Origin of the sequence: Rhodovulum strictum (genome assembly GCF_009649175.1) — a bacterium.
In the GTDB taxonomy this organism is placed as follows: domain Bacteria; phylum Pseudomonadota; class Alphaproteobacteria; order Rhodobacterales; family Rhodobacteraceae; genus Rhodovulum; species Rhodovulum strictum.
Window position 1 is genome coordinate 15,654 of the sequence record NZ_WJPO01000013.1, and the last position, 18,712, is coordinate 34,365.

19 protein-coding genes are annotated in these 18,712 nt (G+C 67.1%); 8 read left to right on the forward strand and 11 right to left on the reverse strand.

All coding sequences use genetic code 11. From position 1 onward, the window contains the following. Nucleotides 1-19: 19 nt before the first annotated feature. From hydA to GH815_RS09685, 3 genes are read right to left on the reverse strand one after another with little or no spacing between them, the layout of a single operon-like run. Nucleotides 20-1,474, reverse strand: coding sequence for a dihydropyrimidinase (gene hydA / locus GH815_RS09675; protein WP_153748574.1), 1,455 nt, complete (start codon nucleotides 1,472-1,474; stop codon nucleotides 20-22). 20 nt (nucleotides 1,475-1,494) lie between these two features. Continuing rightward, on the reverse strand, nucleotides 1,495-1,911 hold the full coding sequence (locus tag GH815_RS09680; protein WP_211365062.1) for a hypothetical protein: 417 nt from the start codon (nucleotides 1,909-1,911) through the stop codon (nucleotides 1,495-1,497). After that, on the reverse strand, nucleotides 1,908-3,158 hold the full coding sequence (locus GH815_RS09685) for a Zn-dependent hydrolase (protein ID WP_153748575.1): 1,251 nt from the start codon (nucleotides 3,156-3,158) through the stop codon (nucleotides 1,908-1,910). The genes GH815_RS09680 and GH815_RS09685 overlap by 4 nt, the downstream gene beginning before the upstream one ends. 252 nt (nucleotides 3,159-3,410) lie before the next feature. On the opposite strand from GH815_RS09685, the gene GH815_RS09690 reads away from it, so the two are divergent. Then, nucleotides 3,411-3,971, forward strand: coding sequence for an ABC transporter C-terminal domain-containing protein (locus tag GH815_RS09690; protein ID WP_153748576.1), 561 nt, complete (start codon nucleotides 3,411-3,413; stop codon nucleotides 3,969-3,971). A 52-nt stretch (nucleotides 3,972-4,023) separates the two neighbouring features. Here the strand turns inward: GH815_RS09690 and GH815_RS09695 are convergent, their stop codons facing one another. Continuing rightward, complete coding sequence (locus GH815_RS09695; RefSeq protein ID WP_153748577.1) at nucleotides 4,024-5,352, reverse strand: aspartate aminotransferase family protein; 1,329 nt, start codon at nucleotides 5,350-5,352, stop codon at nucleotides 4,024-4,026. A gap of 190 nt (nucleotides 5,353-5,542) precedes the next feature. On the opposite strand from GH815_RS09695, the gene GH815_RS09700 reads away from it, so the two are divergent. Both GH815_RS09700 and GH815_RS09705 read left to right on the forward strand, forming a co-directional pair. Further along, on the forward strand, nucleotides 5,543-6,157 hold the full coding sequence (locus GH815_RS09700) for a TetR family transcriptional regulator C-terminal domain-containing protein (RefSeq protein WP_153748578.1): 615 nt from the start codon (nucleotides 5,543-5,545) through the stop codon (nucleotides 6,155-6,157). A 114-nt stretch (nucleotides 6,158-6,271) separates the two neighbouring features. Beyond that, nucleotides 6,272-6,604 carry a hypothetical protein gene (locus tag GH815_RS09705; RefSeq protein WP_153748579.1) on the forward strand — a complete coding sequence of 111 codons (333 nt, stop codon included), beginning with the start codon at nucleotides 6,272-6,274 and terminating at the stop codon, nucleotides 6,602-6,604. Between the two features lie 28 nt (nucleotides 6,605-6,632). Here GH815_RS09705 and preA read toward each other — a convergent pair whose 3' ends face one another. Together preA and GH815_RS09715 are read right to left on the reverse strand one after the other, a co-directional pair. Next, on the reverse strand, nucleotides 6,633-7,937 hold the full coding sequence (gene preA, locus GH815_RS09710) for an NAD-dependent dihydropyrimidine dehydrogenase subunit PreA (protein ID WP_153748580.1): 1,305 nt from the start codon (nucleotides 7,935-7,937) through the stop codon (nucleotides 6,633-6,635). Nucleotides 7,938-7,940: 3 nt separating this feature from the next. After that, nucleotides 7,941-9,281: an NAD(P)-dependent oxidoreductase gene (locus GH815_RS09715; RefSeq protein WP_153748581.1), complete on the reverse strand. Its 1,341-nt coding sequence runs from the start codon at nucleotides 9,279-9,281 to the stop codon at nucleotides 7,941-7,943. 273 nt (nucleotides 9,282-9,554) lie between these two features. On the opposite strand from GH815_RS09715, the gene accB reads away from it, so the two are divergent. Genes accB through aat form a run of 3 tightly spaced genes read left to right on the forward strand, consistent with a single transcriptional unit; the run spans nucleotide 9,555 to nucleotide 12,086 of the window. Beyond that, nucleotides 9,555-10,046, forward strand: coding sequence for an acetyl-CoA carboxylase biotin carboxyl carrier protein (gene accB, locus GH815_RS09720; RefSeq protein ID WP_153748582.1), 492 nt, complete (start codon nucleotides 9,555-9,557; stop codon nucleotides 10,044-10,046). A 10-nt stretch (nucleotides 10,047-10,056) separates the two neighbouring features. Then, complete coding sequence (gene accC / locus GH815_RS09725) at nucleotides 10,057-11,406, forward strand: acetyl-CoA carboxylase biotin carboxylase subunit (protein ID WP_153748583.1); 1,350 nt, start codon at nucleotides 10,057-10,059, stop codon at nucleotides 11,404-11,406. Between the two features lie 35 nt (nucleotides 11,407-11,441). Beyond that, nucleotides 11,442-12,086, forward strand: coding sequence for a leucyl/phenylalanyl-tRNA--protein transferase (gene aat, locus GH815_RS09730; protein WP_153748584.1), 645 nt, complete (start codon nucleotides 11,442-11,444; stop codon nucleotides 12,084-12,086). Here aat and GH815_RS09735 read toward each other — a convergent pair. From GH815_RS09735 to GH815_RS09755, 5 genes are all read right to left on the reverse strand, one after another. After that, complete coding sequence (locus GH815_RS09735; RefSeq protein WP_153748585.1) at nucleotides 12,050-12,613, reverse strand: DUF2155 domain-containing protein; 564 nt, start codon at nucleotides 12,611-12,613, stop codon at nucleotides 12,050-12,052. The genes aat and GH815_RS09735 overlap by 37 nt on opposite strands. Then, the gene (gene mlaD / locus GH815_RS09740; RefSeq protein ID WP_153748586.1) at nucleotides 12,610-13,074 is read right to left on the reverse strand and encodes an outer membrane lipid asymmetry maintenance protein MlaD; all 465 of its coding nucleotides are present in this window, start codon (nucleotides 13,072-13,074) and stop codon (nucleotides 12,610-12,612) included. Before mlaD ends, GH815_RS09735 begins: the two co-directional genes overlap by 4 nt. Before the next feature lie 4 nt (nucleotides 13,075-13,078). After that, nucleotides 13,079-13,462, reverse strand: a complete 384-nt coding sequence (locus tag GH815_RS09745; protein WP_153748587.1) for an NADH:ubiquinone oxidoreductase subunit NDUFA12 — start codon at nucleotides 13,460-13,462, stop codon at nucleotides 13,079-13,081. An 84-nt stretch (nucleotides 13,463-13,546) separates the two neighbouring features. After that, a complete protein-coding gene (locus tag GH815_RS09750; protein WP_153748588.1) occupies nucleotides 13,547-14,734 on the reverse strand; it encodes a DegT/DnrJ/EryC1/StrS family aminotransferase in 1,188 nt (395 codons plus the stop codon). Further along, nucleotides 14,731-15,408 carry an HAD-IA family hydrolase gene (locus tag GH815_RS09755; protein ID WP_153748589.1) on the reverse strand — a complete coding sequence of 226 codons (678 nt, stop codon included), beginning with the start codon at nucleotides 15,406-15,408 and terminating at the stop codon, nucleotides 14,731-14,733. Before GH815_RS09755 ends, GH815_RS09750 begins: the two co-directional genes overlap by 4 nt. A 124-nt stretch (nucleotides 15,409-15,532) precedes the next feature. Here GH815_RS09755 and glmU point away from each other — a divergent pair, with 124 nt between their 5' ends. Both glmU and glmS read left to right on the forward strand, forming a co-directional pair. After that, a complete protein-coding gene (gene glmU / locus GH815_RS09760) occupies nucleotides 15,533-16,882 on the forward strand; it encodes a bifunctional UDP-N-acetylglucosamine diphosphorylase/glucosamine-1-phosphate N-acetyltransferase GlmU (protein ID WP_153748590.1) in 1,350 nt (449 codons plus the stop codon). Nucleotides 16,883-16,886: 4 nt separating this feature from the next. Next, entirely contained in the window at nucleotides 16,887-18,707 is a 1,821-nt protein-coding gene (gene glmS / locus GH815_RS09765; protein ID WP_153748591.1) for a glutamine--fructose-6-phosphate transaminase (isomerizing), read from the forward strand. Nucleotides 18,708-18,712 lie beyond the last annotated feature (5 nt).

Sequence of the window (18,712 nt, forward strand, 5' to 3'; positions counted from 1 at the left end):
CCGCCGCCCTGCCCCTGCCTCAGACCCCGCTTGCGGGAATTCCCGTCCGTTCCACCTTGCGCGGCGCGGTCAGTTCCTTCCAGGACGACAGCGCCCGGTTGACCGCCCCGTTCGGCTCGCGCCGGACGAAAGCCCCGTGCCCTTCCTCGCCGACAAAGGCCCCGTCATTCACCGCAACACGCCCCCGCGTCAGGGTAAAGCGCGGCAGGCCCTTGACCTTGTGGCCCTCGAACACGTTGTAATCTATGGACGATTGCTGGGCCGCCGCAGAAATCGTCTTTTCCTTTTCGGGATCCCAGACCACCAGATCGGCGTCCGCCCCCACCAGCACCGCACCCTTCTTCGGATAGCAGTTCAGGATCTTGGCGATATTGGTCGAGGTCACGGCCACGAACTCGTTCGGCGTCAGCCGCCCGGTGTTCACCCCGTGGGTCCACAGCATCGGCAACCGGTCCTCAAGCCCGCCGGTCCCGTTCGGGATCTTGGTGAAATCGCCCACGCCAAAGCGTTTCTGCGCGGTGGTAAAGGCGCAATGATCGGTCGCCACGACCGACAGCGAGCCCGAGGCCAACCCCGCCCACAGGCTGTCCTGATGGCGCTTGTCGCGGAAGGGCGGCGACATCACGCGCCGCGCGGCATGGTCCCAGTCGGGATGGGCATATTCGCTTTCGTCCAGCGTCAGATGCTGGATCAGCGGCTCGCCCCAGACCCGCTTGCCCAGCATCCGCGCGCGCCTTATCGCCTCATGCGCCTCCTCGCAGGAGACATGGACGACATAAAGCGGCACGCCCGCCATGTCGGCAATCATGATCGCGCGATTGGTGGCCTCGCCCTCGACCTGCGGCGGGCGCGAATAGGCATGCGCCTCGGGGCCGTTATTGCCCTCGTCCAGCAGGCGGCGCTGCAACTCGGCCACCACATCGCCATTCTCGGCATGGACCAGCGGGATGGCCCCCAATTCGGCGCAGCGGCGGAACGAGGCATACATCTCGTCGTCGTTCACCATCAGCGCGCCCTTGTAGGCCATGAAATGCTTGAAGGTGGTGATGCCCTTCTGGCGGACGACGGCCTCCATCTCGTTGAAGACCTGCTCCGACCACCAGGTGACCGCCATGTGGAACGAGTAATCGCAATGCGCCCGCGTCGACTTGTTGTCCCACATCTGAAGCGCATCGAGCAGCCCCTGCCCGGGGCTCGGCAGCGCAAAATCCACCACCATCGTCGTGCCGCCCGACAGCGCGGCGCGGGTGCCGGATTCGAAATCGTCGGCCGAATAGGTGCCCATGAAGGGCATTTCCAGATGCGTATGCGGGTCGATGCCCCCGGGCATCACATAGCAGCCGGTGGCGTCGAGGATTTCATCGCCCTTCAGATCCGGCCCGATCTCGACAATCCGGCCGCCCTCGACAGCCACATCCGCCTTGTAGGTCAGATCGGCGGTGACGATGGTGCCGTTCTTGATGATGGTGGTCATTAGTCAGGGGCCTTTCTCTGCTATTCCAATCGGTGCCAAGCGTTTTTGAATTCCGGTCGGGTGAAGGACTTAAAGGGAAGCCAGAACGATGACTTACCTTCCTTGATGTTTTCAACCGCAAGCGTGGTCACTTCGTCCAGAGACAGGACATAACACTCCGGCTCGTCCGCGTGGGCGTTCATCGTTATTACCCACCACGGCGACCTCAAGCTCCCAATAGAGCTACCCAAGGGAACATCGCTTCGCTTCGATAGAGCTTTCGACTGAATTGGGTGAACGATCGTCTCATCGTCGTTCGCGGCATACAAATCCGCGCCGCGCGCGTTTCTAATCGTCAGAATGACGTTCCAGCCACGACGAGACAATTCGCGGGCAACGTGAAAAAGCCCGGCATTGCCTGTTAGCTGGCCTCGCTGGCGAAACCTAGGCTCGCTCACCCCACGATCCCCGCCGTCTCCACCACCGCGTGGAACAGCACGTTCGCCCCGGCGGTGGCCCATTCGGGGGAAATCTCCTCGGCCTCGTTGTGGCTGAGGCCGTCCACGCAGGGGCACATCACCATCGCGGTGGGGGCGACGCGGTTGATCCAGCAGGCGTCGTGCCCCGCGCCCGAGACGATGTCCATGTGGGAATAGCCCAGCCGTTCCGCGGCGTCGCGCACGCGGCCCACCAGCACCGGGTCGAAGGCGGGCGGGTCGAAGAAGCCGACAAGCTCGGACGAGAACTTGACCCCGATATCGGCGCAGACGCCCGGCGCGCGGGCGAGGAACTCGGCCACCATGCCCTCCAGCGTGTCCAGGATATGGCTGCGGAAATCGACGGTGAAGACCACCTTTTCGGGGATGATGTTGCGGCTGTTGGGGTAGACGTCGATGTGCCCCACCGCCCCCACCGCATTCGGCTGGCGGGCGATGGCGATCTCGTGGACCAGCTCGATCACCCGCGCCATGCCGCGGCCCGCGTTCCGGCGCAGGTACATCGGCGTGGACCCCGTGTGCTGGCCCTTGCCGGTCACCGTGCATTCGATCCAGCGGAGGCCCTGGCCGTGGGTGACAACGCCGATCTCCTTGCCCTCGGCCTCGAGGATCGGGCCCTGTTCGATATGCAGTTCGAAGAAGGCGTGCATCCTGCGCGCGCCCACGGGCTCGTCGCCCTTCCAGCCGATGCGGTCCAGCTCGTCGCCGAAGCGCAGCCCCTTGGCATCGCGCCGGTCGTAGGCCCAGTCCTGCTCGAGCACGCCCGCGAAGACGCCCGAGGCCAGCATCGCGGGGGCAAAGCGCGTGCCCTCCTCGTTGGTCCAGTTGGTCACGACGATGGGGTGTTTCGTCCGGATGCCCAGATCGTTCAGCGTGCGGATGATCTCGAGCCCCCCCAGCACCCCCAGCACCCCGTCATACTTGCCGCCCGTGGGCTGGGTGTCGAGATGGCTGCCCACGTAAACCGGCAGCGCGTCCGGGTCCTCGCCCGGGCGCATCGCGAACATGGTGCCCATCTCGTCCACGCCCAGGGTGCAGCCCGCCTCCTCGCACCAGCGTCTGAACAATGCGCGGCCCTCGGCATCGGCGTCGGTCAGGGTCTGGCGGTTGTTGCCGCCCGCGATGCCGGGGCCGATCTGCGCCATCTGCATCAGGCTGTCCCATAGCCGTTCGCCGTTGACCTTCAGGTTCTCGCCGGGGGCTGTCATCGTCCGTCACCTCGCCTGTCTGGTTCTTTGTCTTGTGCCGTACAATTCGGCCACAGTCTTGCGCCCGGTCCCGACCCTTTCAAGCGCACCGGCCCGGACACACGAAAGAATTATCGAATTGCCCCGCAAGCGGCTAAAATCTGGCGTCCCGGCTCGCCCGGGGCGGGAAGACCGGGGCTGGGGAAAGCCCCGTACAGGGACGAATCTCTCAGGGAGGACATGATCTTGGAAGGAAAGAACGGAACGGTTTTGGTGGGTGGTGCCGTCGTGCTGATGGCAGCGTTCCTGATCTGGCAGAAATCCGATTCGGGCAGCAGCGGCATGGAACAGGAGATCGCCGCGCTGAACGCCCGGATCGACGCGCTGGGCGCGGATCTGGCCGAGATCGGCACCGATGTCGCGGGTCTTGCCGAGGCTGGCGCGCAACAGGCCCAGGGCCTGGCCGAGGTTGCCGCGCTGGGCAGCCGGCTGGCCGAAACGGTGCAGGGACTGGGCGGCGTGGTGCTTGAGGGTGCGGCGGCAGCCGGTGCGGCCAGCGGCCCGGCCGACGCGGCCGATGCGGCCGATGCGGTGGCCGAGGCCCCTGCCCCGGTCGGCCCCGGCGAGACGGCAAGTTTCGGCGACGGTTCGGTGCGCGTCTTCGTCTCGCGCGTCGATGCCGATGCCGGATCGGCCCGCATCGCGGTCAACGGCACCGCCATGGCGACCCTGTCCACCGGCGAGGCTGTCAGCCTCGACGAGACAGGCTGCTCGGTCAGCCTTGTCGCGATCGAGGACGGACGGGCAAGCTTCGGCTACGCCTGCGGAAGCTGATCTGCCGGCGCCCGCGCCGGTTGCGGCGTGGGCGCCTGCGCCCCGGGCCATCTCAGTCCAGCGTCTTGAGCACATCGGAGAGCTTGCCGAACAGCTCGTCGATCTGCGCCTTGTCGATCATCAGGGGCGGACTTATCGCGATGATGTCGCCGGTCGTGCGTACCAGCAGGTTCTTTTCATAGGCGTTCAGGAAGGCGGTAAAGGCGCGCTTGGTCGGCTCGCCCGCGATCGGCTCCAGTTCCACCGCACCGATCAGGCCCATGTTTCGGATGTCGATCACATGGGGTAGGCCCCGGAGGCTGTGCAGCGCATCCTCCCAATAGGGCGCCAGCGCCGCGGCATTCTCGAACAGCCCTTCTTCGCGATAGGTCTGAAGCGTGGCGATCCCGGCGGCCGAGGCAATCGGGTTGCCCGAATAGGTATAGCCGTGGAACAGCTCGATCACATGCTCGGGGCCCTGCATGAAGGCGTCGTGGATGGCTGGCGTGGTCAGCACCGCACCCATCGGGATCACGCCATTGGTCAGCCCCTTGGCGACCGTCATCATGTCAGGCAGCACGCCGAAATGATCGGCCGCAAAGGGGCTGCCCAGACGGCCGAAGCCGGTGATGACCTCATCAAAGATCAACAGGATGCCGTGCTTGGTGCAGATCTCGCGCAGCCGTTCAAGGTAGCCCCTGGGCGGCATCAGGACGCCCGTGGACCCCGCCATCGGCTCGACGATCACGGCGGCGATGGTTTCCGCGCCATGCAGCGCCACGATCCGCTCCAGATCGTCGGCCAGATGCGCGCCATGTTCGGGCTGGCCGCGGGTAAAGCTGTTCTGGTCGGGCAGATGGGTATGCGGCAGGTGGTCGACGCCCGCCAGCAGCGTGCCGAACATCTTGCGGTTGTTGACGATGCCGCCGACCGAGATGCCGCCGAAATTGACCCCGTGATAGCCGCGCTCGCGCCCGATCAGCCGCGTGCGCGCCCCCTCGCCCCGCGCCCGGTGATAGGCAATCGCGATCTTCAGCGCGGTGTCGACCGATTCCGAGCCGGAATTGGTGAAGAAGACATGCTCCATCCCCTCGGGCGCCATGTCGCGCAGCGCGCTAGCCAGTTCGAACGCCTTGGGATGGCCCATCTGGAAGGCGGGCGCATAGTCAAGCTCGGCCGCCTGTTTCTGGATCGCCTCGGTGATCTTCGGCCGGCAATGACCCGCATTGCAGCACCACAGCCCGGCGGTGCCGTCCAGCACATCGCGCCCGTCGGCGGTCTTGTAATACATGCCCGAGGCGCCCACGAACATCCGCGGCGCCTTCTTGAACTGGCGGTTCGCGGTGAACGGCATCCAGAAGGCCGAAAGGTCGTTGGGGCCGGGATTGCGGTCGAGCGCCATGACAGATCTCCAAAGGGCGGGCCGCCCGAGCGAAGGGGCGGGCGAAACGTTTGACCGGGCGGTCAGGAACACGCTAGCAGAGGCCCCGGGGCAGTCAAGCGCACCGACCAACCGTCTTTCGGCTGTTCAAATCGCCATCAGACCGATTATCGTCAGCAAACCCAAAGAGATATCGACCAATCCCTTTCCGATGACGTCCGAACGCCCCCGCACCCGCATTCAACGCCGCAACCGCCATGCGATCCTTGACGCCGCGCTGGTGGTATTTTCGCAGCATGGCTTTCGCGGCGCCACGCTTGACCAGATCGCCGCCGAGGCGGGGCTGTCGAAGCCCAATCTGCTTTATTACTTCCCCTCGAAGGAGGCGATCCACGAGACGCTTCTGGCCGGGCTTCTCAAGACCTGGCTCGACCCGTTGCGCGCGCTGGACCCCGCGGGCGAGCCGGTGGCGGAACTTCTGGGCTATGTCCGGCGCAAGCTGGCGATGAGCCGGGATTTCCCGCGCGAAAGCCGCCTTTTCGCAAACGAGATCCTGCAAGGCGCGCCGCGGATCGCGCCGACGCTGGGCGGCGAGCTGAAATCGCTGGTCGATGAAAAGGCGGCGGTGATCGCGGGCTGGTCCGCAGCAGGCCGAATCGCCGATGTCGACCCCTATCACCTGATCTTCTCGATCTGGGCGCTGACCCAGCATTACGCCGATTTCGACGTCCAGGTGCGCGCCGTGCTGGGCGAGGAGCGCGGTGATCCGCTGGACGGGGCCGAGCGGCATCTGGTGATGCTGTTCACCCGGCTTCTGACCCCCTGACCGCCGAAGCGGCGTTAACCATGGCGCACGAATCCGCTCGCCATGCCGGGCCAGCACGGGCAAGCTGGTTTCATTGAGTTTTGTGGTGGGGGCCTGAGCAGGAGCTTGGGACCAATGAATATCATCGCCCCGATTCCGGCGGTCGGTTTTCAGGACAGCGGCGTGAGCACCGCCAATGCCTTGGCGTCGGTAACCGTCGTTGCGCCTGCGGCACAGGGAAGTGCGTCCGCACAGACCCGCAGCGAGACCGGCGAGCGCGGCCAGCAGCCGCCGCGTCCGATCTTCCCTGCGCCGGATCCCGACCGTCCGACCGGACCGCCGCCAGCCTTCGACACGACGCCGCTCCAGCTAGAGGCAGAGCGGCGCATGAACGAGGCGTCGCTGCTCTGGCGCAGCGGCACCCCGATGCCCGAGCCGACGCAACGCCAGCTCGACATCGAGATCTGAGGCAGCAGGTCACCGCAGGGGCGCGCGCCTATTCTGCGGCGCGCGCTGCCGGATTGTTGGGATGCGCCGTCCAGTTCCCGTATTCGGCGGGAACTGTCCTTCCCGTGCGCGGATCGACCTCGCCCGGCGCCAGACGGCGCATCGTGATGCACCCCTCGACCGGGCAGACATCGACGCACAGGTTGCAGGCCACGCATTCCTCGTCCTTCACCACGAATCGCCTCTCGGGCGTCATCCCGATCGCCTGATGGCTGGTATCCTCGCAGGCCGCATAGCATCGTCCGCATTTGATGCAGGCCTCCTGGTCGATCACCGCCTTGGTGATGTAGTTAAGGTTCAGATATTGCCAATCCGTTACGTTCGGCACGGCCATCCCGGTAAAGTCCGACAGGGTTGAGAAACCCTTGCGGTCCATCCAGTCCGACATGCCCGCGATCATTTCCTGCACGATGCGGAAGCCATAGGTCATGACCGCCGTACAGACCTGCACATTGCCCGCCCCCAGCGCCATGAACTCGGCCGCGTCCTTCCATGTCGTGACGCCGCCGATGCCGGAAATCGGCAGTCCGCGGGTTTCGGGATCGCGGGCGATCTCGGCCACCATGTTCAGCGCGATGGGTTTCACCGCCGGGCCGCAATAGCCGCCATGGGTGCCCTTGCCGTCGATGGTGGGCTCCGGGCACATCAGGTCGAGGTCAACCGAGGTGATCGAGTTGATGGTGTTGATCAGGCTGACCGCATCCGCGCCCCCCTTGTGCGCCGCGCGGCTGGCAAGGCGGATATCGGTGATGTTGGGCGTCAGCTTGACGATCACCGGCATCCGCGTGTTCGCCTTGCACCAGCGGGTGACCATCTCGACATATTCGGGCACCTGCCCGACGGCCGAGCCCATGCCGCGCTCGCTCATGCCGTGGGGGCAACCGAAATTCAGTTCGACCCCGTCCGCGCCCGTTTCTTCGACCCGGGCCAGGATGCGCTTCCACGCCTCCTCCTCGCAGGGGACCATCAGGGAGACCACCATCGCGCGGTCGGGGTAGTCGCGCTTGACCGTCTTGATCTCGCGCAGGTTCACCTCAAGCGGGCGGTCGGTGATCAGTTCGATATTGTTCAGCCCCAGAAGCCGCCGGTCGGCCCCGTAGATCGCGCCATAGCGGGGGCCGTTCACGTTGACCACGGGCGGGCCGTCCTCGCCCAGCGTCTTCCACACCACGCCGCCCCAGCCTGCCTCGAACGCGCGGCGGACATTGTATTCCTTGTCGGTCGGCGGCGCAGAGGCCAGCCAGAACGGGTTGGGGGACTTGATGCCTACGAAATCGTTCCTGAGATCGGCCATGGCTCAGCCCTCCCCCATCAGCGTTGCATGGATGTCCTCGGCGGCGTCGCGGCCTTCGGCGACTGCCGTCACGGTCAGATCGTCGCCCCCCGCGGCGCAATCGCCGCCCGCCCAGACGCCCGGCAGGCTGGTGCGCCCCGGCCCCGTGACGGCGATCTTGCGGCCCGACAGCGCCAACCCCTCGGGCGCACCTTCCAGTTGCTGGCCGATGGCCTTGAACACCTGATCGGCCCTGAGGCGGAAGGTTTCCTCGCTCAGTTCCAGCCCCGACGCGGTTTCCTTCGTATAGGCGAACTCGACCGCCTCGACCGCGCCTTCGCCCAGAATCCGCAGGGGTGCCGCGCCGGTGACGATGCGCACACCCTTGGAGGCGGCCAGGTTCTGCTCGGCCTCGGAGGCGCCCATCGCGGCGCGGCTGCGGCGATAGACCATGGTCACGGTCTCGGCGCCCAGCAGCTTCGACTGCACCGCGGCATCCACCGCCGTCATGCCGCCGCCGATCACGACCACGTTGCGGCCAACCGCGATCTTCGAGAGATCCTCGGCCTGGCGCAGTTCGGCGATGAAATCGACCGCGTCGCGCACATGGGCCTTGTCCTCGCCCTCGGCGCGCAGCGCGTTGACGCCTGCAAGCCCGATGGCCAGAAAGACCGCATCATGTTCGGCCCTGAGCCCGTCCAGCGTGATGTCGCGGCCCAGCGCCATGCCGTTGCGCAGGCTGATCCCGCCGATGCCCAGCAGCCAGTCGACCTCGGCCTGGGCGAAGCCGCCGACCGTCTTGTAGGCGGCGATGCCGTATTCGTTCAGCCCGCCCGGCTTGGGCCGTGCGTCGAACAGCGTGACCTCATGCCCCTTCATCGCCAGCCGATGCGCGCAGGCCAGCCCCGCAGGCCCCGCCCCCACCACCGCGATCCGCCTGCCGGTCGGTGCGGCGCGCGTGAAGGGATGCCCCCCCGCCGCCATCAGCGTGTCGGTGGCAAAGCGTTGCAGCCGCCCGATCGCGACCGGCTTGCCCTCGGCCGTCTCGCGCACGCAGGATTGTTCGCAAAGCTGTTCGGTCGGGCAGACGCGGGCGCACATGCCGCCCAGGATGTTCTGCGCAAAGATCGTGCGCGCGGCGGCCCGGGGCGCGCCGGTCGCGATCTCGCGGATGAACAGGGGTATGTCGATGGCGGTGGGGCAGGCCGTGACGCAGGGCGCATCATGGCAGAAATAGCAGCGGTCGGCCGCCACCGCGGCCTCGTGCGGGGTGAGGGGCGGCGCCTTGTCGGCGAAATTGTCGCGGTATTGCTCGGCCCCGAGGCGCCCGGATACGATTCCGGGGGTAAGTGGCGTGTTGGCCATGCTGGCCCTCCCTGCTGCCATCCCGATGCCTCGAAGCCTGCCACAGTGTTGGATTTTATCAAACGGTAAATTCCCGGTACGGTGCCGAGACGGTTCTTCGACGATGGGGCGGACATCCTGTGCCCGCCGATTGGGCAGATCGGGGCGCGCGCGGCGCATCGGCAAAAACCGCCGCACCCGCTTTCCATGGGGGTGACCCTCGCGTATAAGCGGCGCAATTCACGAAGCGGGCGGCCCCGGGCGGGGCCGCATCGCGACCGATCGAGGACAGGCATGACCAACACCACCCACGAAGCGGATGTCGCCTTCATCCAGGCGCTGGCGGAACTGTTGCGCGAACACGACCTGACCGAGCTTCAGGTGAAGCGGGAATATGGCGAAGACGACTCGCTGGATGTGCGGGTGTCGCGCTCGGCGCCAGCGCCGGTCCTGTCGGCACCGATGGCCATGCCCGCGATGGCCGCGATGCCGGCCGCCCCCATGGCCATCGCCCCCGCCGCCGCCGCACCGGCCGAGGATCCGGCGCAGCATCCGGGTGCGGTCACCTCGCCCATGGTCGGCACCGCCTATCTTCAGCCCGAGCCGGGCTCGGATGCCTTCGTCAAGGTCGGCGACACGGTCAGCGAAGGCCAGACGCTGCTGATCATCGAGGCGATGAAGACGATGAACCACATCCCCGCGCCGCGGTCCGGCACCGTCAAGCGCATCCTGATCGAGGATGGCGCGCCGGTGGAATATGGCGCGCCGCTGATGATCCTCGAATAAGGCGGGTGCGATGTTCGACAAGATCCTGATCGCGAACCGCGGCGAGATCGCGCTCCGCGTGATCCGCGCCTGCCGCGAGATGGGCATCCGCTCGGTCGCGGTCCATTCGACGGCCGATGCTGATGCGATGCATGTGCGCATGGCCGATGAAAGCGTCTGCATCGGCCCGCCGCCCAGCCCCGACAGCTATCTGTCGATCCCCTCGATCATCTCGGCCTGCGAGATCACGGGGGCACAGGCGATCCATCCGGGCTATGGCTTCCTGTCGGAAAACGCGCGCTTCGTGCAGATCGTCGAGGATCACGGCCTGACCTTCATCGGCCCCTCGGCGGAACATATCCGCATGATGGGCGACAAGATCACCGCCAAGGAAACCATGAAGGCGCTGGGCGTGCCCTGCGTTCCCGGTTCCGAAGGCGGGGTGCCCGATGTCGAGACCGCCCGCAAGCTGGCCGCCGACATGGGCTATCCGGTCATCGTCAAGGCAACCGCGGGCGGTGGCGGGCGCGGCATGAAGCTTGCGCGCGGGCCGGAGGATCTGGAACGCGCCTTTCAGACCGCACGCGCCGAGGCAAAGGCGGCCTTTGGCAATGACGAGGTCTATATCGAGAAATACCTCCAGAAGCCGCGGCATATCGAGATCCAGGTCTTCGGCGACGGCCAGGGCCGCGCGGTGCATCTGGGCGAGCGGGATTGCTCGCTGCAACGCCGCCACCAGAAGGTTCTGGAAGAGGCGCCCGGCCCGGTGATCGACGCCGAGACGCGGGCGCGCATCGGCAAGGTATGTGCCGACGCGGTGGCGCGGATCAACTATCGCGGCGCGGGCACGATCGAGTTCCTGTACGAGGACGGCGAGTTCTATTTCATCGAGATGAACACGCGCCTTCAGGTCGAACATCCCGTGACCGAGGCGATCTTCGGCGTCGATCTGGTGCGCGAACAGATCCGGGTGGCCGAGGGGCGGCCCCTGTCCTTCGACCAGGACGATCTGGTGCTGAACGGCCATGCCATCGAGGTCAGGATCAATGCAGAGCGGCTGCCGAACTTTGCCCCCTGCCCGGGCCGCATCACCGCCTATCACGCGCCGGGGGGGCTGGGTGTGCGGATGGATTCGGCACTTTACGACGGCTATTCGATCCCGCCCTATTACGACAGCCTGATCGGCAAGCTGATCGTGCACGGCCGCGACCGTGGCGAGGCGCTGGCGCGGCTGGACCGGGCGCTGGGCGAGCTGATCGTGGACGGGATCGAAACCACCGCACCGCTGTTCAGCGCGCTTCTGCTGGAGCCCGACATCCAGCGCGGCGACTACAACATCCACTGGCTGGAACGCTGGCTGGAGGCCGGGCCGGAACTCTGACGGACCCTGCGCCTTGGCCCGCCGGGAACGAGGGTATGACGGCCGACAGACTGACGCCCGGGGTTCTGCTGAACGCCTATGCCGCGGGCATCTTCCCGATGGCGGAATCGCGCGAGGATCCCGAGATCTTCTGGGTCCGGCCGCGGCGGCGGGGGATCTTTCCGCTCGACCGGTTCCACATCTCGAAAAGCCTTGCCCGGCATATCCGCCGCGATCCCTTCGCCATCCGCATCGACACCGATTTCGCGGGCGTCGTCGCGGGCTGCGCCGCGCGTGACGAGACCTGGATCAACGGCACGATCTTTGCGCTTTACCGCGAACTGCACGCGCAGGGCCATGCCCATTCGCTGGAAGTCTGGGACGGCGATACGCTGGTCGGCGGCGTCTATGGCGTGACGCTGGGCGCGGCGTTCTTCGGCGAAAGCATGTTCTCGCGCCGCACCGATGCGTCAAAGATCGCGCTGGCCTATCTGGTGGACCGGCTGCGCGCAGGCGGGTTCCGGCTGTTCGACGCGCAGTTCCTGACGCCGCATCTGCAAAGCCTGGGCGCCATCGAGATCGGGCGCGTGGACTACATGCGGCAGCTTGAGGCGGCACTGGCCGCAGAGGCGGATTTCACCGGCCCCATAACGCCCGCCTCCGGTCAGGCGCTCTTGCAGCGCAGAACCCAGACATCGTAGCGGGCATGGTCCAGCGGGTTCAGCGCCGGGCTTGACGCCAGCATCCAGCCGGAAAACAGCCGCGAAACCCCCGTCTCGTCGGCAATCTCGATCAGCGCAAAGGCGTCCGAGGCCGGGTTGTCCGCCGGATAGCGGCATTCGCGCAGCATCACCTGCAACCGCCCCACCCGCGCGCCCTGCCCCGGCGCAAGCTCCAGATCGACCACCTCGCCCGACACCCGGTCAAGCCCACGCAGCACCGCGCCCGCCTGCGCGGTTTCGGTCTGGGTCTCGGTCCGGGTCGTGCGGGCGGTGTCGGGCTCGGGCGCGGCCGGCACCATCACCAGCGGGTCTTCCTGTTCGATGATCGGCAGCGGCTCGCCCTGCAACTGCTGATTCAGCATGCTCTCGCCGGAGGGCAGGTCGTCGAGCGGCGCGACCGACCAGCCCTCGGTCGTCCAGCTGTCGGGATCCCATGTGGGTTCCTGCTGGGCCGCCAGCGGCGCGGCAAGCAGCGCAAGGCCAAGGGCCAGCCGCGCGGCGGTCATCGGCCCGCCTCGTCCGTGGTGGCGGTAAAGACCTTCATCAGAAGCGAAATCAGGCTGACCGCACCCTGGGTGTCCAGCATCTCGTCGCCCGGCGAAAGGTTGAAGGGCGAGCCGCCGGGGATGATCTCGACAAAGGTGCCGCCCAGAAGCCCCTCGGTCGAGACCAGAACGGCGCTGTCATCGGGCAGTTCGATCCCCTTCTTCATCGTGAAGCGGGCATCTGCGCGAAAGGTCTGGGGATTCAGGTCAAGCGCGGTCACCGTGCCCACCTTGACGCCCGCCAGCCGGACATCGGTGCCGACATTGACCCCCTCGACCGAACGGAAACTGGCCGTCAGCTCGTAGCTTCCCGCGGCGCCGCCGCCGATGCCGGTGGACTGGGTGGCATAAAGGAAGAATCCGACCGCCAGCGCCAGAACCGCGCCGCCTGTGATCACCTCTGTCGCTGTATTCTCGGCCATGGCGCTATTCGGGTTGCCACGCCTCGTAATCGCGCCGCGGCGCAGGCTCGGCCCGGCGGATCGAGCCCGGCGGCGCATAGGCCAGGGGCGTGCCGGTCAGGTTTTCCTGATGCGGCTTTTCCCAGATCTTGCGCGGCAGCGGCCGCTCGGTCGGGGGCTCGGCAAAGGTGTGGTGCAGCCAGCCATGCCAGTCCGGCGCGATGCGGCTGGCCTCGACCTCGCCATTATAGATCACCCAGCGCCGCGTGCCGTCCCTGGACTGGTAAAAGACATTGCCCTGCGCATCCTCGCCGACCTTCTGGCCGTGGCGGGCCGTGAACAGGCGCGTGCCAAGCGTTTCGGCGTTCCACCAGGTCACGTATTTCAGAAGGTTGTCGATCACGCCCATGGGATCCTCCGCGTGGTGCTGAAAGCACATATGCCGCATGCGGGCCACAAGGTCCAGTGCCCTGCCCCGGGCCTCGCGGACAGTTCAGCCCGCAAGCGCCTCGGCGCGGATGATGCGGGCGATCAGGGCGCAATCGGCCTGCGAAAAGGTCAGCGGCAGGCGCATGTCGATCAGCCCCGCCAGCACAAGGTCGGTCTGCGGCAGCGGTTCGGGCGCGGCCCAGTCCCACTGGTCGTAGCGTGAGGTGAAGCCATGCGGCCGGTCCGCGCCGAACCATTTCAATTCAACGCCACGGGCCGCACAGCGCGCAAGAAACGCCTCGATCCGGGGCGCGGGCCAGCCGGGCAGGCGGAACTGGAAGGACGATCCGACGAACCCCTCCCGCGGCGGGCGCGGGATCAGCGCAAGCCCCGGCACGCCCGCAAGCCCGTCCTCGATCACCCGATAAAGCGCGTTCCAGCGGGCCACCCGCTCGGGCAGGCGGGCCAGTTGCGGGCGCAGGATCGCGGCGCGCAGGTTGTCCATCCGGCCCGAAACATTCGGCACCTCACCCGCAAGCCCGGTGAACGCCTCGGGGGGCGGAGCGGCGCGGTGGCGGTCGAAATGCATGTAGCTGCCCGACAACAGCACCGCGCGGGCGGCAAGCCCGGCATCGTCGGTGACAAGCAACCCGCCCTCGCCCGAGTTGATGTGCTTGTAGGTCTGGGTCGAATAGCAGCCGATCACCCCATGCCGCCCCGATGGCACGCCCGCCCAGTCGGCGCCCATCGTATGCGCGCAATCCTCGATCACCGCGACCCCGGCGCCATCGCAAAGCGCCATCAATTCGTCCATGTCGCCAATATGCCCGCGCATGTGGGACAGCATCAGCACCCGCGCGTCGGTCTCGTCGATCCGCTGTTCCAGATGGGCCAGGTCGATGGTCAGCGCCTCGATCGTCTCGACGAAGACCGGCCTTGCGCCAAGGCTGGCAATCGCGCCCGGCACCGGGGCAAGCGTGAAGGCATTGGTCAGCACCACCTCGCCCGGCTCGACCTGCAAGGCCCGCAGCGCACAGGCCAGCGCATAGCCGCCCGAGGCAACCGCGAGGCAATAGCGCGCGCCGGTGAAGGCCGCGAAGTCCTGTTCCAGTGCAGCCACCTCGCCCGTCTCGCCGGGGGCGAGGTTGTAGCGGTGCAGCCGCCCGTGCCGCAGCACCGCCACGGCCGCCGTGATCGCCTCGTCGGGGATCGGCTCCTGCTGGGTGAAGCTGCCGGTGAACCGGTCGGTCATGGCACTGCCTGCGGGATCAGCCGCCCGGCAAGATCGAAAAGTTCTGCGTAATCGGCCATCAGCGCCTCGGGGTCCAGCGCGGGCATCTCGGCCGCGGCCGGGCCAAAGGTGACAAGCACGCAGGGCACACCGGCGGCGCGCGCGGTGTTGCGGTCGGTCGCGCTGTCGCCGATCAGGATCGAGCGCGGCACCGCGCCGCCCGCCCGCTCGACCGCGGCGCGATAGGGCGCGGGATCGGGCTTGCGCACGGGCAGCGTGTCGGCGCCCACCAGCGAGCCGAACAGATCCCGCACGCCCAGCCGCGCCAGCAGATCCTCGGCCAGCGCCTCGGGCTTGTTGGTGCAGATGCCAACCCGATAGCCCGCGCCGCGCAACTGCTCGACCGCCTCGACAGCACCGGGATACATCCGGGTATGCCGGTCAAGGTTCTGCGCGTAATGGGCCAAGAAGACGGGAAACTGCGCCTCGATCTCGGCCTCCGGCCCGGCCACGCCCAGCCGCTGGAACGCCAGCCGCAGCATCGCCCGTCCGCCCAGAAAGGCAGTCGTGGCGTCCTGCACGGGGTCAAGCGGCAGGCCCAGACCCACATCCTCGAAACAGGCATTCGCCGCGTCGATCAGGTCGCGGCTGGTATCGGCCAGCGTGCCGTCGAGATCGAAGATGACCGTGCGCATATGCCCCCCGCTGCCCGTTGCGCTCCCTGAAACAGAGCGAAACGCCAAGTGATCCGGGCGACGGTTGCGCGCCCGCCGAACCGCGATAAAAGGGATGCGACCAAAAGGAAAGAGCACAGGCCCCATGCCAACAGCCCTGATCATCCTGGCCGCGGGCCAGGGCACCCGGATGCAGTCCGACCGACCCAAGGTGCTGCACGAGATCGCGGGCGCGCCCCTGATCGCGCATGCCATGGCGGCCGGCGCGGCACTGGCGCCCGAGCGTACGGTGATCGTCGCGGGCCATGGCGCCGACGCGGTGCGGGCAGCGGTGCTGGAGATCGCCCCCGATGCTGCGGTCGTGGTGCAGCAGGAACAACTGGGCACCGCGCATGCGGTGGCGCAGGCGCGCGCGGCGCTGGACGGGTTCACGGGCGATGCCATCGTGCTTTACGGCGATACCCCCTTCATCCGGCCCGAAACGCTTGCGGCGATGGCCGAGGCGCGCGCGCGCCATGCGGTGGTCGTGCTGGGCTTCGAACCGGCCGATCCGGGCCGTTACGGCCGGCTGGTGATGGCGGGCGGCGCGCTGGACCGGATCGTGGAATTCAAGGACGCAACGCCGGACGAACGGGCCATCGGGCTTTGCAATTCCGGCGTGATCGCAGCCGATTGCGCGCTGTTGTTCCAGTTGATCGACGCGGTCGGCAACGACAATGCCGCGGACGAATACTACCTGACCGACATCGTCGGGCTGGCCCGCGCGCGGGGCCTTTCGGCGGGCGTCGTGGTCTGTGACGAGGCCGAGACGCTGGGCGTCAATTCCCGCGCCGATCTGGCCCGGGCCGAAGCCGCATTCCAGGCCCGCGCCCGCGCCGAGGCACTGGAAAACGGCGTCACGCTGATCGCGCCGGAAACCGTGTTCTTTGCCCATGACACCGTGATCGGCCGCGATGCGCTGATCGAGCCCAACGTGATCTTCGGCCCCGGCGTCACCGTCGAATCCGGCGCCCATATCCGCGCCTTCTGCCATCTCGAAGGCGCCCATGTCAGCCGCGGCGCGGTCATCGGCCCCTTTGCCCGGCTGCGCCCCGGCGCGGAACTGTCCGAAGACGTGCGCGTGGGCAATTTCGTCGAGGTCAAGAACGCGCTGGTGGCCGAGGGCGCCAAGATCAACCACCTGAGTTACATCGGCGATGCAACCGTCGGCGCCGAGGCCAATATCGGCGCGGGCACCGTCACCTGCAATTACGATGGCGTCTTCAAGCACCATACCGAGATCGGCGCGCGCGCCTTCATCGGCTCGGACACGATGCTGGTGGCCCCGGTCCGCATCGGCGAAGGCGCGATGACCGCCGGCGGGTCGGTCATCACCTCGGACGTGCCGGATGGCGCATTGGCGCTGGGCCGGGCGCGGCAGGACAACAAGCCGGGACTGGCGGCGAAACTTTTTGAAAGATTGCAGGCCGAAAAGGCCCGGCGCAAAGGGAATTGAAATCATGTGCGGAATTGTCGGCGTTCTGGGCGATCACGAGGTCGCGCCCATTCTGGTCGAGGCGCTGAAGCGTCTGGAATATCGCGGCTATGACAGCGCGGGCATTGCCACGGTCAATGCGGGCAAGCTGGATCGCCGCCGCGCGGTGGGCAAGCTGGTGAACCTGTCGGATCTGCTGGTGCATGATCCGCTCGCGGGCAAGTCGGGCATCGGCCATACCCGCTGGGCCACCCATGGCGCACCCAGTGTCGCCAATGCCCATCCCCACCGGGCGCGCAAGGTCGCGGTCGTTCATAACGGCATCATCGAGAATTTCCGCACGCTGCGCGAGGAACTGGTGGCGCAGGGCGCTGGCTTCGAAAGCGACACCGATACCGAGACGGTCGCGCATCTGGCGCAGGTCTTCCTCGATCAGGGGCTTGCCCCGCGCGAGGCAGCCGAACGCACGCTGGAACGGCTGGAAGGGGCGTTCGCGCTATTGTTCCTGTTCGAGGGCGAGGACGATCTGATGATCGCGGCCCGCAAGGGCAGCCCGCTGGCCGTGGGCCATGGCGAGGGAGAGATGTTCGTGGGCTCGGATGCCATCGCGCTGGCGCCGCTCACCCATCGCATCACCTATCTCGAAGAGGGCGACCGCGCCATCGTCACCCGCGCAGGCGCCACCTTCCTCGACGAGCAGGGCCGCCCGGTGAACCGCGAGATCCGCACCATCGAGATCGACGCGACCCGGGTGGAAAAGGCCGGCTACAAGCATTTCATGGCCAAGGAAATCGCCGAACAGCCCAGCGTCATGGGCGATGCGCTGCGCCATTACATCGGCGAAGGCGGCCAGATCACGCTGCCCGGCGGCGGCATCGACTTTTCCCGCGTCTCGCGCCTGACCATGGTTGCCTGCGGCACCGCCTATCTGGCCTGCCTGACGGCGAAATACTGGATCGAGCAACTGGCGGGCCTGCCCGTCGATGTCGATATCGCGTCGGAATTCCGCTATCGCGAACCGCCGATCCCCGAGGGCACGCTGGCCATCTTCGTCAGCCAGTCGGGCGAGACGGCCGACACGCTGGCCGCGCTGCGCTTTTGCGAGGGCAAGGCGCAGCGGATCGTGTCGGTGGTCAACGTCCCCGAAAGCTCGATCGCGCGGGAAAGCGACCTGGCGCTGCCGATCCTTGCCGGCGCCGAGATCGGCGTGGCCTCGACCAAGGCGTTTACCTGCCAGTTGGTCGTTCTGGCGCTGATCGCGCTCGAGGCGGCGCGGCAGCGCGGCACGCTGGATGCGCCGACGCTGGCCCGCCATATCGAGGATCTGCGCTCGATGCCCGGCCGGTTGAACGCCGCGCTGGCCACCGAACCGCGCATCGAGGCGATTGCCCGGCAATTGTCCGAGGCGACCGACGTGCTGTTCCTGGGCCGCGGCGCGATGTATCCCCTGGCCCTGGAAGGCGCGCTGAAACTCAAGGAAATCAGCTATATCCACGCCGAAGGCTATGCCTCGGGCGAGTTGAAGCACGGCCCCATCGCGCTGGTGGATGCCACCGTCCCGGTGATCGTGATGGCGCCGCATGACCGGCTGTTCGACAAGACCGTGTCGAACATGCACGAGGTCATGGCCCGCAGCGGCAAGGTGCTGCTGGTCACCGACACCCGCGGCGCCGCCGAAGCGGGCGACGGGGTCTGGCAATGCCTCGTGATGCCCGAAGTGCCCGAACTGTTCGCCCCGATCCTTTACGCTCTGCCCGCCCAGATGCTGGCCTATCATACCGCCGTCGCCAAGGGCACCGACGTCGACCAGCCCCGCAACCTGGCAAAGTCGGTGACCGTCGAATGACCCCG